Raw genomic sequence first — 15,241 nt, 5'->3', positions numbered from 1 at the left:
AGTAGTCTAGTGGTATAAACGAGAAGCCGTCACATCCGTCGAGTCGCATTACGGCAATGTGGTTGGTTTCATCTTGGCCAAGCATGTATGTTTTGCTTGCGCAGGCTACCACCAAAAAGGCTATTTCTAGTATGAATAACCAACCAGTTATCGTGGGCGGTGTGGGCGGTAGTGGCACCCGTATTATCTCTGAAGCCTCAATACTTATGGGGTTTGATATGGGGCACACCCTTAATCATGCCAGTGATAATTTGCTTTTTACCTTACTCTTTAAGCGTAGAGATTGGCTATTAAAGCATATTGATGATCCAGAAAAGATAGCCCCGGTGATCAGTACTTTCGCCCATTTATCGGGCACCGACGTTTCGTTGACCATGAACGATCTGCGGGTACTTGGCGTAATCTTATTTGACTGGATGCGAAGGGAAGAGACCGTTGATGGCCTAGGACGTCGATTTGCGTATAAGAATTTTCTAAAGGTCGTGAATAATCGTCGACGCAAACAAGGTGAGCAAGCGCGATGGGGGCTTAAAGAGCCCAATTCTTGGTTACTGTTATCTCATTTCTTAGCTGCCTATCCAGAGTTAAAATACATTCATACCATTCGCAATGGCATAGATATGTCCTTAAGCGAAAATCAACAACAGTGTATAAACTGGTCTGAGTATGTGCTTGATGAAAAGGTCTCAGTCCAAACCTGCACGCCGCGTGTGTCGTTAAAATATTGGGTGCAGGCTAATCAGCAGGTTTTAGAACTAGGCCGACAGCTACCAAGCCATCAATTTTTGGTGATCAAATTTGAAGATTTGTGTGCATCGCCGGCAGAAACAATGGCGCGGGTTATCGCGTTTTTGAATGTGGATGTTTGCGCCGAGACTCGCGCTAAGGTGTTGCGTTTACCCCATGCCACCAAATGTAAGCGTAAGTACACAAAGGATGATTTAGTTAACTATGACGCTGAGGATCTTACCGCTTTGCCAGGACTTGGCTACAGCATATAATTGAGGAAAAGAAAAAGCTGCCAAAGGCAGCTTTTTTTCTGTCTGCAAGATAGCCTTATAAGGTTTTAGAAAGCGCCGATAGTGGCATCACAATCTTTATGCACTTTAAGAATGGGCGCCTGCTCCTCAGGGCGGTTATTCGGTGCTTTATAAGACACATCCAAATAGCGAAGGGGATTATCAAATTGTATTTCACCATTAAAGGCTTCAGCGGCAGTGCCGAGCTGAAATACAGCGTGGGTTGTGTCAGCAGTAATACGTTTGTCGCTGTAGTCCACAGTCACCGGGTCAATGGTATTGTCAGCCAGATTGTCGAAATACCTATCATGGGGTAAATAGTCTTCGATAAGGGCCCTTCGAGTCTCAATATTTGTTGAATTAATATAGGGCGCTAGCGGCAGTACATTATTGTTAATGTAGATTGTTGCTTCGCCGTATGTCCAACGTTCTTCGGTAACATTGTCTCTAATTAAGGTATAGGTCGCTTGGGGGTTTTTCTTAACGAACAGGTTGTTCTGCAGCCCGACAGCGGTCATTTCATGATCTAGCCGCATAAACGAATAGGCGTCCGTTTCGCTGGCGTGAATGATCGTATTGTTGGTAAAGCGGACAATGCCTTTCGACCCCCCCGTGCCATCACTACCAGCACGAATAGCGTAGAAATCTTTATCCAACCAGAAAAGGTTGCCGGTGACATCTTGTTCAATTGGGTGGCGGGTATCGACAACTGGGCCAATGAGTTCTACGGCAAATTTAGCCTGTTCAAGATCATTAACTTCTATCCAGTTGTAATACAAGGCAAGCCTTTCTGCCCGTGACTTAATGGTATTGCCCTTATTGTTGTGCAAAAAGCTATGGGAAATGGTCAACACACTGTGGGGAAAGCGGAATTGGTCGGTAGCCACATAAATAGCGTGCCCCCACGGTCTATCTTCATGTTTTCCTCCGGCAGAGGTAATTTCTGATTCGGTAATGGTCAAACTGCCGGATAAGGCATCGGTACCCAAAATACCATGAACGATACAATCATGGAGATACACATTCTTTAGCGTTATATCGTCGGCCTCATGACGAAAACAAATGGTATCGGCGCCGGTGATCTCAATATTTTCAAAATGAAAACTATGTGAACTGCGTACCCCGATAGTCCAGGGCCAGCGGCTATGACTGCCTGAAAAAATAGGACGCTTACCGTTAACCGATTTACCGACAATACGTATGGGGAGGGCGCGAGTGCCGCTGATCCCTTCTAAAATAAAGGGTTCATAAACATTGTCGCCGATGACGTTAACCACGTCACCGGCTACTAACTGTTCTGCTATATCTTCGATTTGCTCGTACTGTGTACCCGGCTCAACATGCCACTGGATGGGCGCTCTGGCCGTATTGGCGGTTTGCACGTCCCATTTAATATAAAAGGTGTCCTGATTGGTCGCCTGAGCGGTGGGCACCATATTCAGACGCTGAGTTTGAGACACACCGTATTCGGAGGATGCAACAAAACCAAGAACAAGACGATCGCCATTGGTCAGTTCAACCTCACCTTGCTCAAACTCACCGCCATTAACGGCAAACCAAGCATTGGCTCTGTTACTCACACTGACCGGGGCTTCGAGTTCGGCCAATTCGATGCATTCTGAGGTGGCAGCTTCACCGGGAGGCAGTTCTAGGCTGGTAGCGAGCATGGTGCCTCGTTGAGAACGTTTGCCATTTTCTCTGATATAGAGTGCGACCTCTCGGCATGATGAGAACAGGTCAGGATCTGCGGTGAGAGGGAAAACTTCCGGTTCTGGATCCTGAATAGGGGAGTCATCCGCGCCTGAGTGGCTCGAGATGTTTATATCATTCACCGTTATCCATTCGATATTCGTTAATGTGCCGTCGTTGCTTTCAAACCCACCATTGTAAGCAAAAGTGCGTGAGTTTTTGTCCTCTACTTGCCACAAGGTTAGTGTGTCACCGGCTTGTACAAACATAGGAGGACTTTCTTTGTTTGCCCCATTAATGGAAATTTCGATCCCCGACTCATTAAAAACGAGGTAACCGTCCTGTGAGGCTGATAGACAAATTGACGCCGTGGCCTCGGTATTTTCCATTTCAACGGCATAAGGGACATTTAACTGTTCGTTGGCGTGTATTGATGGGCAAGAGGCATTACCTAAAGGGTTTTCTGTTAGCACCCGCCAGCGATAATAAACGGTTTGTTCAGCACTGTTTTGGTCATAGGAATGTAATTCGAATCGTAGGATTTGAGATCCACCGGCTTCTGCTAACACTTGACCTTGGATAGCCACTGTCATGCCTTCGGTTACCGGTATCACTGATGTGGTGTCAGTTGTGTCGTTAATACGCAGAGTTTCACGACGATAAGGAGCCACGAAGGTGTCAGCAGGCACATTGATGAATTGCACGCAGTCGCTGCTTACATTCGCTCCAGGTACCCCTTCTAATAAGGGCTCAAGTTCTTTACCGTTCGGTACAGCGGATAAATCTTCAACATTGCAAGACTCTGCTGCCAGCACGGAGAAAGAGGTGAATAAGAACAGCAATGAAATGACGGGAAATAGATGACAGGTTTTCATGACAACCTCCTCTTAGGACAATACAAGGACGTTATCGTAAATGACTTTTTAATAGCGTATTTGGGGATATACCTACTGTTAGGATGTCTTCATTAAATATGACAAGTTGTTGAATTGACACTATCTATACAATTGCAACATGAAAACTTCTTTACATTAATTGTTGCTTTAATAATCAATATTCATGTCAGAAGTGTAAATATTGCTGGAACTCTATACAAAGTCATGAGTAATATAGTGACATAGCGAGATGTTCGCTCGTCGCCGCAGTGGTAAATAGGTGCGCGATAACCAGGAACGTATTTAGAGATAGCATTATGGAAAATCAGAACGTCATTTTACTTGAATTTAACGAGTTGTGCCCGCCGCTTTTAGAGAAGTTTATAGCACAAGGGCATCTCCCCAATTTTGCCAAACTCTACGGTAGTTCAAAAGCCTATACTACTGACGCCCGCTGTGATGTGGAGTATCTAGAACCATGGATCCAATGGGTTACCTTGCATACCGGGCTGCCTTTCGAAAAACATAAGGTATTTCGTTTAGGACAAGCACAAAACCTCCAGCATGACAGCATTTGGGATACTCTTTCAAAGCATGGCAAAGGCTCCTGGCTGTGTGGCAGTATGAACGTGCGCTGGGATAACAGCGACAAGAATTTATTAGTTTTGCCCGACCCCTGGAGTATCGACGTGGAGGCGTCACCCAAAGAGTTGCAGCCTTTTTATCATTTTGTCCGCGCGAACGTGCAGGAACATACCAATAGTAATCATCGTCTGTCTGTGAAGGACAATTTGGCCTTTTTAGGGTTTATGCTAAAGCATGGACTTAGCATGTCTACCCTAAAACGGTTAACTGAAATTGTGTTTAAACAGGTAACGAAAGCCGATGACAGGTGGAAGAAAGCCACCATCCTTGATTGGTTGCAGTTTGATGTATTTGCTCATGTTTATAAAAAACATTCCCCCAGTTTTGCGACCTTTTTCTCTAACAGTACGGCCCATTTTCAACACAAATTTTGGCGATACATGGAGCCAGAACGCTTCCCTATGAAGCCGTCACAAAAAGAAATAGACCTGTACGGCGATGCCATTTTATACGCGTATAAAAACCATGATGCTTTAATCGGTAAGGTGTTTGATTTAGCCAACCCCGATACAACCATCATTTTGTCATCGGCGTTAAGCCAACAGCCCTATACGGAAAAAGACGAAGAAGGCGGAAAGCGCTTCTATCGACCTCACCAGATGTCAGTGCTGACGGAAAAGTTTGGTTTGGCAGGGGTAGAGAAAATCAGTCCGGTGATGTCACATCAATTTCATGTTATCTGTGAATCCGAAACGGCAGCAAAAGCAAATTATGACGCGTTAGCAGCGGTGACCTACGACGGTGAAGGTTTGTTCTCATTACGATTGGAAGGAAAGGATGTGTTTGGCGGTTGTCGAATTTATCAACCGGTTAAAAACAACGCCACCATCCAGGTACAGGGAAAAGACATGGCATTTAGTGATGTGTTTTACCTAGCAGATAATTTAAAAAGTGGCATGCATCATCCCCATGGGGTGTTCTGGGTTTATAAGCCTACTCAGTCCTTTGAGAAGCCTGAAACCTTATTACCATTAGAAGACACCACCCAGGTTATTTTAAACGAATGTGGCCTAACCTAATGGTATCTAATTACTGCCACAGTATTAAAAAAAGGCCCGTTATGGGCCTTTTTTAATACTGTTCCAGAATTTGGTTAACGTTATTTTCCCAGTTCAAATGTTCTATCGAGCCTCGAATCCCTTGGGGATCCCAAGAAGATTGGGTAAATCGCGTGATTCCGTGACAAATATCTTCAACTTGATGGCTGGCAAGGATGATCCCGTTTTTGCCGTCATGGAGTATTTCCGGCACGCCTCCTACTGGAGTGACCAAGGCCGGCATTCCACAGGCTAAGGATTCAATCATGACATTAGGCACACCTTCTCGGTAACTAGGCAGAATGAGGGCATGACATGACGCCATTAACTCGGCTATTTTTTGGTGAGCAACGGAACCGTGGATCACCACATGATCGCCAAGTACATAATCACTAACAAGCATTTGCAGTTTATCCATTTCGGCCCCTTTTCCGGCTATGTGCAAATGAATATTAAGCCCTTCTCGCTTAAGTTTACTGATACTTTCAATAAGCTCGAAAATGCCTTTGGTTGTGATGATAGAGCCTACAAATAACAGTGTTAGCGGGGTGGTATGTGTGGGCTGAGGTCGCACTTTGAAACGGTTGAAATCCACGCCGTTATAAATCGCCTGGGCGTGGATATGGGGATCATACTGTAAAATAAGGTTCGCCATAGCCTGGCTTTTTGTCACTACGCATTGGGCTAGTCGAAATGCCGACAACATCTGCTTACGCCGGGCCGGATTGGCGATATGCACATTGATGTCGCTACCATGGCATTGAATAATCAGCGAAAACCCCAGTAACTTTTTAAACCATGCAGCACAAACCGCATCGGGAAACCCCCAGCTCGCGATGACACGCTTGGCAGCGCAAAATTTAAGTAGCGGTACGACGCAAATTAGCGCAGACAGAAACATCATTAAAGGATAAAAACGCCGCCCCGTTCCAGGAATATAGAAAAACGGAAATGTGGTAACCGAGGGCTTTTGCTTTTGCCTTTTTAGTACTCGCTGGCGAAACCATTCGACAAACGGTACCGGCACAAGGTAGGTCATGGCTGCCTTGTCTTCCATGCACTGGGTTTGCTGAAAATTAAACGCTGCACGGTTGGGATCCCAGCTTACCGGATATAGATTAGAAAAAAAAAGAATCGGGGAGTGTGCCATTGCCAGTTACTCTTGGTGGAAATACGAAGCAAGATAGGTGTCTGAGATGGACGCTACGGAATAGTGCTGCTGCACGTAATCATAGGCATTATCAGCATATTGTCGGTACAGTGTCGGGTTTTTTAACAAGGTTTTTATCGCCGTGGTTAACTGCGAGTTGTCGCCAGAGTCAATTAATAGCCCGGTATTGCCCTGCTCAACAATGTCAGGAATAGCGCCAACTCGGGTAGAAATCACCGGTAGGGCTCTGGCCATGGCTTCTAGCAATACCATAGGTAAGCCTTCGGTGTTCGAGTTGATGATCAGGCAATCAAATTGCGCGTAAATCTTGTCTTCATCCAACTCATTCCCATGCATGGTTATATGGGCGTCTAATTGATGGCTTGAAATCAGCCCTTGTAGTTTTTCTTTTTCCGGCCCGTCACCAAATATATGAAGGGCTATCGCCATTGATTTTGTCAGTGTTGAAAATACTTCTATAACTTGATCAACTTGCTTTAAAGGCACCAGCCTGGCGACCATGCCAAATCGAAATGGCGATGGTAATTCTACATTGTCTTGCAAGGGGCGGGGAGGGATCATAATGCCATTAGAAATAACCTTAACCTCTGACACTGGCCAACCATAGCGTTGCTCTACGCCCTCTTGTACCCGTTTAGACACCGCATATTTGGCATTTAAATAAAGGTTAGCCAATGAATGGGCCAGTTTCATTCCGCTGAGTTTAGCCGAATGCTCGCCGTGCATGGTGTATATAATGTGCTTGTGGCGAATAAATAAAGCCAGTGGCGCAATGGCTCGTATCACTGCGGGTGAGTGGATATGAATAAAACTATAACGGGCAAAACACTGTTTTACTTGGATGCTGCGTTGAACCATATTTCCCGCGATACAATGTACTGTAATCCCCTGTGAGGACAAGGTTTGGTAAAACGGATCTGTGGTTTGGCCAAAGGACAGAACGGCAACAGAGTAACCGGCTTGCTGCTGCGCGAGGGCAAGGTTAACGGCACATTTTTCAGCGCCGCCTACCTGCAAGCTACTAACACAATGAAGGATAACGGGGGGCTTAGTAGACTTTGGCATAGGAAACCATTTGTTTAAAATCTGCGGGCGTCATGTTTGGCTCAATGGGAAAGCGGTGTAGATCGTAGCGTTTTTTGTCCACATGAAAATTTACCCCAGGGCGAAAATTAAATGCTAATTCATAACCCGATGATTTTAACGCTTCGATGACCCCATCGTTATAGGTAGATTGGTTGCCAACCGGATAGCTAAACGCATTCACATTGATGCCTAAATTTTTTTCCAGCAAATGTTTAGAATGCTGCAATTCAAACAAGATATCCTCATCGGTTAGCGCCGATAGAATATAATGGTGGTGGGAATGGGCACCAATAGTCATACCTTGTTGATGCATGAGCTTGAGCTGTTCCCAACTCATAAATTCTGGGGTGGGATATTGGCCCTGAAAATCAGAAACTTCTTCTAATTCTTTTATTTGCTGTTCTAGTTCGACACCGGTGGCTTTGATTTCTTTTAACACACCGCGAATAAACAGCTTCATGTCACCTTTAAAACATACGGGATGTTTCCAATTTTTTAGTTTTACTTGGTTTAAAGGGCTGTTTTTAAGAACAAAAGCCACCTTGTCCCACCATGGTAATACACTGTTGCCAATGAGCCCTGTCGCAATAAAAAACGCGGCAGGGACATGGTGACTTTGTAAGATGGGAAAGGCACAATCGTAATTGTCTGCATAGCCATCATCAAAAGTAATGGTTAAGCAACGTCGTTGACTGAGCATCTTTGGGTTGGCAACGAACGCTTTAACATCATTTAAACTGACGATATCAAATTGGGTTTTCAGAAAAGCCAAGTGTGCTGATAGCTGCTCTTGAGTACACGAATACACGTTGGGATCACCAGAGGTTTTATCTAAGTCACCCACTCGATGAAGATTAATGCTGTACAGGCCATTAGGTGTATTTTTCCAGCGATGACCGGTAAGTCCCATCCAAGACTCAAGCTTCATCTGAATCCGTTTTAAATCCACGTTACATCCTTTTGAAGGTGGGCTTAGGCAATATGTAATCTCTATACTCGTTAGGATCGCCCTGCATACCGGCTTCGGCAGCCTTAGTAATATTGTACATTTCCCGAGCGCTGACATAGTGCAGTTTATATTGCTCGCCATCATTGTACTTTGTGGTCAGATGTTGATGCATTTGTTCTACGGGCGTGCCAAGCAGACAGTCCATATCGATGTCTTGAGCGCCGTGGGTATGAATTTTTATGAAAATCCATTCTGGGCGACCGGCCACATGTATATGGGTATTTACCCAATTATCTACCCGTCCGGCCGTTGGCGGGCATGTTGCTCGAATATCTGCTCGTTCGATTTTAGGCAGCACACCGAATTTTGACAGTTCTTTATTGAAGCCTAAGGGGCCTTGTAATATGAGCATATCGCCATAAGGGCTGCCGCCAACTTTCATCTCAATGCCTTTGTCGTAAGACTTGGGCTTATTGGGATCATCCTTGGCGTAATACAAGGTATTAGGCATGGAAGGCTGGGTTGCATCCGGCGAAGGAAACGTGAAATCGGCATAACAACCGGTTTCTCTAAGTACAATTAGCTCATCATTGACACCGCACCAATGCCCTTGCGGGTGGGAGTTATCGAGTGCCCAGTTGCCGTGAATAAAGGCATATACCGGTTGATTGGTTTTTGGATCAATGGCCAGTGCGCCGTGTTCTTGGTGTAAGGTTTGGGCAAAGGTTGACAACGTGCGACGTAAATTGTCACTGGTGTCATTTTCATGATGCAAATGAATTTCAATTTCGCCAAAGTCCCGGGCACATAAGTCCGATAGCTTCGCCAGATGCTCATGGCGGTATTCCTCTTCAGGAAAGAAGAAAGAATGCTTAGGGTGACAACCGTCGGCGTCAGTAAATTGGCTGGCCATCTTGGGATAATCCTGCATCCACCGATCCACTCGCTGTCTTTCTAATTCGATATTGTCTTTGTTTTTCCATTGCGGTTCATAATGATCCACAAAGCAAAACATTACATGGACAGGACCTGAAACGTCGTTAAGCACGGGCTTTTTTCGTCGACAAAAACCAACAATCCAAGTGTGCATATCTTTTTTGTGGATCAAGATAGCACCAGCGGCTAGTACAGTTGTGATCCCAAGAATAAAAAGAAACAAAAATATCATCAACGGGCGGTCCTCTCCCAGGTTGCAGACAGACGAGATGTCATAAATAAAATAAATCCTCGTCCCAATGAGATATTCATGGAAACGAAAAAGGTAATAAGATTAATCACAGAGGCAACTTTCCCTTCACTTTTGTGCTGGGATGACTGGCCATACATAAACAGCGCATAGGTCACGACTTGAATAGCTAAAAGACTAAAGTAAAAGCCACTGTGAAAGGCTAAAGGCGCGCTACTGATAAGACAAATCAGCATAAAATGAGGCACAAACCAGCGCAAAATTTTATGGCTAAAATAACTGAAAAAACGCCAGCCAGTGAACGGGTTTAACGCCCACAATAAGCGGGTCATGGCTTGGTAGTTACCCGCGCCTATACGGATGCGCCGGGTGGCTTCCTCCGCAAGATTCGGTGCAATTTCCTCGATAGCACGGGCTTCCGGGTTGTAGGTCAACCGGTAGCCTTGTTTGGCAATATTCATAAAAACACAAAAGTCATCGATAATGGTATCGGAAGGCAGGGGGGTATACAGATTGGTGCGGATAGCGTAAATAGCACCGTTTGCCCCTAGCATGGCATTAATTCGGTTTTCATGAAATTTCAACACCTGCTCATATTTCCAGTACAGGCTGTCTTTATTGTTACCAGAAAACGGGTCAACCAGTTCCAGCTCGCCGCAGACCGCGCCGACATTGTCATCGCGAAAGTCTGCCATCAAACGGGTAATGGCATCTTGTTGAAAAAAGGTATTGGCATCGGAAAAAACACTAAACGGCGTTTCGACTCGGCTAAGCAAATCGTTTAACACATTGATCTTTCCGCGATTTTCTGAAAACAGAAACACCTTCATTCTGGGGTGATCGGCAAATTCAGATAAAATAGTATTAGTGTCGTCCTGACTGCCGTCTGAACCAATCATAATGGTCAGTTTATCGTCTGGGTAGTCCAGCGATAAAAGGTTCTCAATTCGTTGTCGAATACACTTTTGCTCATTGTAAGCGGCGATGATCACCGTAACATCGGGCAGCGCCATGGAAGCCTTACGTCGACTATCCTTATTTAACACGAACTTAGTGTCTCTAATCGCTTGAGCAATACTGCTAATGAGTATGAGTAAGACAGGATACACGGCGTAAGTAAAAATAATGGCGCCGGCGCTTACCCAAAATAACCACACAAGAAACGTCATTCGATTATCCTCGGTTTTGCCGGAATACCAAGGGCTGTACAGTTATCGGGTAAATCTTTAACGACCACTGCGTTGGCGCCAATCTTCACGTTATCACCAATAGTCACATCGCCAATGATCTTCGCACCGGCTCCGATAAAAAGGTTATTCCCTAACACAGGGGAGCGGCCTTTTTCATCTCCGATAACCACGCCACTTTCAATAACGATATTTTTGCCACCACGTACCTTACTGTTTATTACCACGCCGATAGGATGCATAAGCACAAGCCCGTCGCCGAAGGAGGCGTTAACACCAATAACACAACCGTTGAACCAACGGTTCAATGTTTGCAATATCAAAGCAATGGGCTTCAGCCATTTAGTGGCTGCGCAAGCGTGGGATAAGCGAAAAAGGATATTGGCGCCGGTGCCGTCAATGACAAATAAGCGTGGGGTAGAAATGGACGCACCGTCATCAGCGAACACTTGCTTTTTGTAATCTAAATCGGCTTTGAGTATATCGAGTAGTTTCACTGGTTTTACTCCCTACCAATCCAGAGGCCAAATTCCTTTTTAACCCTTTGTTGTTCTTGTTCCATCACGGCTAGCTCTTCGGGGTTAGCAATGGTCGCTAAGGGGCTACGCTCTAAAGTGAGAATATCCCGGCTCCAAGGTTTGTGATTTGTTTCGTGCCAGGATTTTAGCGCGGTGTTGAGATATTTTACACTGCCGGTATAGGTGATCTCATTGTCGATTAACCATTGTCGAGGAGAAAATGCGTGGGCTTGCGCGACAAATTGAGCGAGTTGGGCACCCACATTGTTATTTTCTAACAATATCCCGGTCTGGTCATTGATAAATTCCTTTGACCCAATGGCGGCATCTTTGAACACCGCCACCGGAACATTGGCTGCCATGGATTCGACCACCACCACACAAGAGCCTTCTCGTTTTGAAAAAATCGCACTGGTTTTGCTTCTTGCAAGGTAATCAACAATTTGGTCGTACCTTTGTGGTCCGGCAAAGTTGATCATGTCTTTCACACCGTACAGCGCGGCTTCACGTTTGATATGTTTGATGCAGCGCCCAGGTTCGTCTTGTCCAATTAAGGTGACTTTAATGGGGTGGTCTAACTCAGCTAAGGCTTTAAAAAGCGCAATATGGCGTTTAAATGAACCGTAGTTGGCAATGACTAATAAGTCGATATCCTTCTGGTCGTTAGGACGCGTAATAAATTTATCCGTATTTACCCAACTTGACGCGTAAAGGTGTAACGACTTCAAACGTGCTGAGATCCCTTTCATATATGCGTGATCATCGGCATTGCTGATGGTGGTAAATAAACCATCTTCTTCTAATAGGCGGGGCATGGTAAACAGCGCAGGCGAGTGGGGCGGACTCCAACTCGGCGCAAATACAATGATAAATTGTTTCTGTAAGGCGTGAAAATCCGGCGTATTGAGCAAACGAATGAGGTGCTTTTCAAAGCTTACGTAGATCACCCCCTTTTCCTGTTCACTCACCCAGGGTTTAATAATTATCCCTTTTGATACCACCTTCTGTGGCTCGCGGTAGCGGGCGGTCGTCCAGCGATAGAGATCAGGGATCTCATCAATGACCTTATTGATTTTATGACTTAAGGTGTCTTCCGCCGGCGATAGCAACGAAGTAGCCGCCTTGAAGTAATAATCTAGGCGGCGTTCAGGGGTTGATGCTCGGTCACCTTTAAATTCAAACCATTTACGAAACGTTTTTCTTACCCAAGGCGAATACCTGAGGGTGTCAGTCCATTCTTTACGAAGTTTACCTACGAATTTATCCATTAAATTAAATGCTGGTGGTTACCAGCAAATTCCCTCATATCCTTCTTGTCCTAACGCATCATCATTAATGCGAACCAAATCAATCACGTGCTTGTTAGCCGGGATCGTGGTGACGAGCTCACGGAACTGTTCGTCTCCATTGCCGATAACAATCACATCACTTTCAGCGATGACTTGAGCTGCATCATCAACCATGAGTTTGGAAATATGAGGGATCTGATTGAGTATATAATCTTTGTTGGCACCAACAATGGCAGCAAGGTTGACGTTACGATCGTACAATTTTAGATCGTAGCCCTTGCCTAACAGGCGTTCAATAAGCTCTACAATAGGGCTTTCGCGGAGATCGTCAGTACCTGCTTTAAAGCTAAATCCGAGAATGCCAATTTTACGTTTCCCTTTTGAGGTAACCAAATTTATGCCATTTTCGACTTGCTGCTGGTTAGACGGCAAAATTGAGGAGAGAAGTGGTGTATTGATATCCAGCGCACCCGCTTTATACACCAGCGCTCGAACATCTTTAGGTAAACAGGATCCACCAAAAGCAAACCCTGGTTTCATGTAGTAAGGTGAAATGTTCAATTTGGTGTCTTGGCAAAAAATGTCCATCACTTTATGGCTATCAACATCCACCCGTTTGGCGATATTACCAATTTCATTAGCAAAGGCTACCTTAACGGCATGCCATACGTTATCGGTGTATTTAACCATTTCTGCAGTGGCCAAATCCGTGCCTATTTTAGGGCCAGGAAGGGCGCTATACAGACCCATAATTTGCTCTAAGGTTTCATCGTCCGATGCACCTACCACGGTTTTAGGCGGATTATAAAAATCGAATACGGCGGTACTTTCACGTAAAAACTCTGGGTTAATACATAGCCCGAATTCTTTACCTGCCTGTTTACCTGAAGCCTGTTCTAACGTGGGTTGTACGATATCAGCCATGGTGCCCGGTAACATGGTTGAGCGAATAACCACGATATGTCGAGAGCTTTTGTTGCGAATGACTTCACCGATTTCTTCACAGACTCGACGTACAAATTTAAGATCTAAGCTGCCGTTAAGCTGACTTGGCGTGCCCACACAGACAATGGAAATATCACTGGCTAATACGGCTTCCTGACAATTTGTTGTGGCTTTTAAACGGCCAGCTTTAACGCTTTGTTCAATGATTTCACCGATATCCTTTTCGATAATAGGCGTTCGTCCCTCATTGATAAGGGTTACTTTGGCTTGCGTGGGATCGACACCTATCACAGTATGGCCATCATTTGCCAAACAACCTGCTGAGACAGCCCCAACGTATCCTAATCCAAAAATACTGATATTCATGTGAAATCCTACTTATTGCTTGCAGTGTTGAGCATATCAACAAAGTCTTGAGTAACTGTTTTCCAGCTATAATTTTCTTTAACCAGTTTATAGCCATTCATGGCGATTTGTGCCGCTTTTTCATTGTCCTTTAGTAGCGCCACCGAGGCCTCTGCAAACGTGCTGTGGTCGTCTGCTATCATAATGTTCTCATTATGTTTTATTGGTAATCCTTCGGCGCCAATTGTGGTGGATATGACCGGCAGGCCCGCCGCCATGGTTTCAAATATTTTAATGCGCGTACCACCACCGATGCGTAAGGGCACAATGGATGCGCTGGCAGCGGCAAGATAAGGGCGAACATCATCTACAGTGCCGGTAACGGTAATACTTGAGTCCGTTTCACCGTATTGGGTAATTTTGTCTGGTGGATTACGGCCTAGTATGGTTAGCGTTACTTGCGGCAAGGCTTGCTTAATTTTGGGGTAGCAGTGCTTGATGAAGTCTTCGATACCATCAATGTTGGGCATCCAATCCATTGAACCTAGAAACACAAGGGAACAAGGCTTAGGTTGACGAGGTATTTCGGCAAAGAAATCGAGATCCACACCGGTTTCCACGTGCCCAAGTACATTTTTAAGACCAAATTGTTCGGTAAATACCTGTTTGTCAAAGTCGCTTACGGCGATAACGCCATCAAACCACTGACAAGTACTTTGTTCAAAAGTCTTAAAACGTTGCCACTGATTCTTATAAAATATCTTGCTAGCGACATTACCGGCGTTTTTGTAATGCCTTTCCCAGATATAACTTTCAACGTTGTGTTGAAAAAGTACGTAGGTGGTTTCAGGCTTTTTCGGTAGACGGGTTAAATTTACAGATAAAGACAAGAAGTCACATACCACAATGTCGAAGTGTTGATCTTCCAAAACACCTTTGAGGGTGTCTGTAATGGACTGGGTGGTGTATTTATCAATAACGTAGGGAAGGGATGAGCCCACCACGTTTTTACCCACATCTGTTAACAAGGACAATTTGCTGTCTTTGTTATCTTGCCAGTTGGCAAAAATCTGATGATCAGAATACGACTGAATGTTGGGCGTGGGCGCGGCACCTGGCGCCTTCAACGTAAAATAAGTAATGTCATAATGCGCTTTTAACTGCACCATCATATTGTAGGTGCGGATCTTTCCGCCACTGTTTAACGGATACAGTTCATCCGCTTTAATCCAAAGCAAGGATGGCTTCATATCCGATTTAATTCCTTTACTGTCCATATTTTGTTTCATTTACTTCGTGT

12 protein-coding genes are annotated in these 15,241 nt (G+C 45.0%); 2 read left to right on the top strand and 10 right to left on the bottom strand.

Annotated elements, in window-relative coordinates; all coding sequences use genetic code 11:
• The first annotated feature begins 131 nt into the window (after positions 1-131).
• A complete protein-coding gene (locus KO501_RS13335; RefSeq protein ID WP_216030166.1) occupies positions 132-1,001 on the top strand; it encodes a sulfotransferase in 870 nt (289 codons plus the stop codon).
• A gap of 65 nt (positions 1,002-1,066) precedes the next feature.
• On the opposite strand, the gene KO501_RS13330 is transcribed toward KO501_RS13335, so the two are convergent.
• Positions 1,067-3,583 (bottom strand): hypothetical protein, encoded by a 2,517-nt coding sequence (locus tag KO501_RS13330; RefSeq protein WP_216030165.1) that lies wholly within the window; start codon positions 3,581-3,583, stop codon positions 1,067-1,069.
• A 317-nt stretch (positions 3,584-3,900) separates the two neighbouring features.
• On the opposite strand from KO501_RS13330, the gene KO501_RS13325 reads away from it, so the two are divergent.
• Positions 3,901-5,247: an alkaline phosphatase family protein gene (locus tag KO501_RS13325; RefSeq protein ID WP_216030164.1), complete on the top strand. Its 1,347-nt coding sequence runs from the start codon at positions 3,901-3,903 to the stop codon at positions 5,245-5,247.
• Between the two features lie 52 nt (positions 5,248-5,299).
• Here KO501_RS13325 and KO501_RS13320 read toward each other — a convergent pair whose 3' ends face one another.
• The 9 genes from KO501_RS13320 to KO501_RS13280 are packed head-to-tail and all read right to left on the bottom strand — an operon-like array spanning position 5,300 to position 15,230.
• Positions 5,300-6,415 carry a glycosyltransferase gene (locus KO501_RS13320; RefSeq protein WP_216030163.1) on the bottom strand — a complete coding sequence of 372 codons (1,116 nt, stop codon included), beginning with the start codon at positions 6,413-6,415 and terminating at the stop codon, positions 5,300-5,302.
• A 6-nt stretch (positions 6,416-6,421) separates the two neighbouring features.
• Positions 6,422-7,501 carry a glycosyltransferase family 4 protein gene (locus tag KO501_RS13315; RefSeq protein ID WP_216030162.1) on the bottom strand — a complete coding sequence of 360 codons (1,080 nt, stop codon included), beginning with the start codon at positions 7,499-7,501 and terminating at the stop codon, positions 6,422-6,424.
• Complete coding sequence (locus KO501_RS13310) at positions 7,485-8,471, bottom strand: polysaccharide deacetylase family protein (protein WP_216030161.1); 987 nt, start codon at positions 8,469-8,471, stop codon at positions 7,485-7,487. Before KO501_RS13310 ends, KO501_RS13315 begins: the two co-directional genes overlap by 17 nt.
• 1 nt (position 8,472) lies before the next feature.
• Complete coding sequence (locus tag KO501_RS13305) at positions 8,473-9,639, bottom strand: hypothetical protein (protein WP_216030160.1); 1,167 nt, start codon at positions 9,637-9,639, stop codon at positions 8,473-8,475.
• On the bottom strand, positions 9,639-10,826 hold the full coding sequence (locus tag KO501_RS13300) for a glycosyltransferase family 2 protein (protein ID WP_216030159.1): 1,188 nt from the start codon (positions 10,824-10,826) through the stop codon (positions 9,639-9,641). Before KO501_RS13300 ends, KO501_RS13305 begins: the two co-directional genes overlap by 1 nt.
• Positions 10,823-11,341 (bottom strand): serine acetyltransferase, encoded by a 519-nt coding sequence (locus tag KO501_RS18575; protein WP_216030158.1) that lies wholly within the window; start codon positions 11,339-11,341, stop codon positions 10,823-10,825. Before KO501_RS18575 ends, KO501_RS13300 begins: the two co-directional genes overlap by 4 nt.
• A gap of 5 nt (positions 11,342-11,346) precedes the next feature.
• The gene (locus KO501_RS13290) at positions 11,347-12,630 is read right to left on the bottom strand and encodes a glycosyltransferase (protein ID WP_216030157.1); all 1,284 of its coding nucleotides are present in this window, start codon (positions 12,628-12,630) and stop codon (positions 11,347-11,349) included.
• 18 nt (positions 12,631-12,648) lie between these two features.
• Positions 12,649-13,962, bottom strand: a complete 1,314-nt coding sequence (locus KO501_RS13285) for a UDP-glucose/GDP-mannose dehydrogenase family protein (protein ID WP_216030156.1) — start codon at positions 13,960-13,962, stop codon at positions 12,649-12,651.
• Positions 13,963-13,970: 8 nt separating this feature from the next.
• The gene (locus KO501_RS13280; protein ID WP_216030155.1) at positions 13,971-15,230 is read right to left on the bottom strand and encodes a glycosyltransferase family 4 protein; all 1,260 of its coding nucleotides are present in this window, start codon (positions 15,228-15,230) and stop codon (positions 13,971-13,973) included.
• Positions 15,231-15,241 lie beyond the last annotated feature (11 nt).

The sequence above is a fragment of the Alteromonas sp. C1M14 genome (assembly GCF_018860965.1).
Classification (GTDB): Bacteria; Pseudomonadota; Gammaproteobacteria; order Enterobacterales; family Alteromonadaceae; genus Alteromonas.
The sequence above is the reverse complement of the archived record's forward strand: the minus strand, read 5'-3'. Positions and strand labels throughout refer to the sequence as shown.

Coding starts and splice junctions, on each gene's coding strand:
- KO501_RS13320 (WP_216030163.1), bottom strand. CDS start 6,415: ATGGCACACTCCCCGATTCTTTTTTTTTCTAATCTATATCCGGTAAGC.
- KO501_RS13290 (WP_216030157.1), bottom strand. CDS start 12,630: ATGGATAAATTCGTAGGTAAACTTCGTAAAGAATGGACTGACACCCTC.
- KO501_RS13305 (WP_216030160.1), bottom strand. CDS start 9,639: ATGATATTTTTGTTTCTTTTTATTCTTGGGATCACAACTGTACTAGCC.
- KO501_RS13285 (WP_216030156.1), bottom strand. CDS start 13,962: ATGAATATCAGTATTTTTGGATTAGGATACGTTGGGGCTGTCTCAGCA.
- KO501_RS13325 (WP_216030164.1), top strand. CDS start 3,901: ATGGAAAATCAGAACGTCATTTTACTTGAATTTAACGAGTTGTGCCCG.
- KO501_RS13300 (WP_216030159.1), bottom strand. CDS start 10,826: ATGACGTTTCTTGTGTGGTTATTTTGGGTAAGCGCCGGCGCCATTATT.
- KO501_RS13315 (WP_216030162.1), bottom strand. CDS start 7,501: ATGCCAAAGTCTACTAAGCCCCCCGTTATCCTTCATTGTGTTAGTAGC.
- KO501_RS13280 (WP_216030155.1), bottom strand. CDS start 15,230: ATGAAACAAAATATGGACAGTAAAGGAATTAAATCGGATATGAAGCCA.
- KO501_RS13330 (WP_216030165.1), bottom strand. CDS start 3,583: ATGAAAACCTGTCATCTATTTCCCGTCATTTCATTGCTGTTCTTATTC.
- KO501_RS13335 (WP_216030166.1), top strand. CDS start 132: ATGAATAACCAACCAGTTATCGTGGGCGGTGTGGGCGGTAGTGGCACC.